Origin of the sequence: Mycobacterium sp. ACS4331, from assembly GCF_001667265.1 — a bacterium.
In the GTDB taxonomy this organism is placed as follows: Bacteria; Actinomycetota; Actinomycetes; order Mycobacteriales; family Mycobacteriaceae; genus Mycobacterium.
The window spans coordinates 1-1,832 of sequence record NZ_LZHW01000018.1 but is presented as its reverse complement, the minus strand read 5'-3'; the positions used below and the strand labels follow the sequence as shown (position 1 = coordinate 1,832).

At 64.7% G+C, this 1,832-nt stretch carries 2 protein-coding genes; both read right to left on the bottom strand.

Annotation, left to right across the window (positions count from 1 at the left end; translation table 11 throughout):
• Positions 1 to 214: 214 nt before the first annotated feature.
• Complete coding sequence (locus tag A5727_RS05845; protein WP_157521240.1) at positions 215 to 841, bottom strand: hypothetical protein; 627 nt, start codon at positions 839 to 841, stop codon at positions 215 to 217.
• Positions 842 to 938: 97 nt separating this feature from the next.
• A complete protein-coding gene (locus A5727_RS05840; protein ID WP_068246057.1) occupies positions 939 to 1,715 on the bottom strand; it encodes a fructosamine kinase family protein in 777 nt (258 codons plus the stop codon).
• Between the last annotated feature and the right edge of the window lie 117 nt (positions 1,716 to 1,832).

The following is a 1,832-nucleotide window of genomic DNA, read 5'->3' as shown; positions in this document are numbered from 1 at the left end:
CGGCATCGGCCCAGCTGACTTTCTGGAGGCGTTCCATCACGGTCAGCACCTGCGTGGCGGAGAGGTCATCGACGCTGGCGGCGGCAAGGCGGGCGTGGACGGCCTCAAGCTCAGAGAGCAGGGCGGCCACTGAAGTCATACTCGAACACTAGTTCGAGGCACCGACAAAACCTGTCGCGATGTAACAGGAGGAACCAAAGGGACAGAAGAGAATTCACGACCACGGCGCAGGCGTCGCCAGCACTGACTCCGCCCGTCCCTGAACTGAAGCCTGCTCCAGGCCCGCGGCCCGACGCTCGCGCCCCAGCACAATCGACCGCATCGCCATCATCGGGACGAGACCCAACACCAGCGTCATAGCGCCGACGCCGATCACGACTCCGATGCCGCCATCAGGGTCATCGATCGCCGTGAAGGAGCCGAAGAATGTGAAGACGCACAGGCAGGTCCACGCGAACACGACGTAGTACAGCACCCGAAGCACTCGGGCGGCGCGGGACCTCAGATGCCGCCTCAGCAGCACCTCATCGAGCACACTCCGCCGTGCATGGTCCACCGCCTTCAACGCCCGCTTCTCAAGTTGCTCTTCGGGCTGCTGGCTGAGGGCTTGGGCCCGTGCGATTGAATCCAGCGCCGAGGAGATGATCGCGTAGGCCCGGTCCCTCGCCTGGTCTCCTCCGAGGGGCTCCAAAAGCGGTTGCACGGCGGCGATCTGGTTGTGCGCCATTTCCACGATCCGTCCGCGACGAACCTCCAGATCGCGCTCGTTTCTCATCCTCTCCAGCGCGATGCCGCCCGCCGTGACCAAGCCCGTGACTATTGGGACTGAGAGCGCCTTCACCACCTCAATGGTATCGGGGTTCACTGTGCACCTCCGCTGACTACTGGCGTACAGAGCCAGTGTCGCCGCACTCAGGATTGGCCACCCACGTAGTCGGCTACCCGAGATCGGCGCTGCCAAGTGCCCGCCTCGCCGCAGCGTGCGTCTGTTGCGCATACCCGACACCGAACAGCACCACGTGCGCGAGCAGCGGGTAGAGCTGATGAAGCGCAATCCGGCCACGCCACCCCGGTCGCAGTGGGTGCGCGCGTTGATACCCGTCGATCAAATCCTCCAGATACGGACATCCGAACAGGTGGAGCATCGCCAGATCGGTCTCACGGTGGCCACCACAGGCAGCAGGGTCGATCAGCACCACCCCGTCACCTGTCCATATGAGGTTGCCGCTCCAAAGGTCGCCATGCAGCCGGGACGGGGTGTCGTCATCATCGAATTCGCCTGCAATACAGTGCTCCATGACGTCGCTGACATCTCTTGCGGCGCGGTCTGTGAGCGACGGGCGTGCGCGTTCAAAGATGGGTGCCAGACGTTCTTCGGCGTAGAACCGGCCCCAGGTGTCATGCACCCCATAGGTCATAGGCAATGGATGGCTCAACGGTCCGAAGTAACCGGGGCCGGACCAACCGGAGGGCGGGGCACCCCACCCATCAGCGCCGGCGTCGTGCGTCGTCGCCAGAGAAGCACCGAATGCGGCAGCGGCTTCCCGGGTCGGGGCCACGGATTCCAGACGACGAAGCGTCAGGCTCGTGCGGTCGTGTTCCAACACCTCGACGCACAACGCCCCGTGAGCCTCTGAAAGCCATCGCAGACCGGCCACTTCGCATGCGAAGAAGCCGGGTGGTGCAGTGAGACTGCGTTTGACGAAGGTCTGCACACGTCAAGTATGAGACGCGACGGGCCCCTGCGGGGGGCCCCCCCCGGGGCCCGGGGGGGGGGGGGTAACACGGGGGGTTTGGGGGGGGTGTTGTTTTGGGGGGGGGGCGTGGTTACA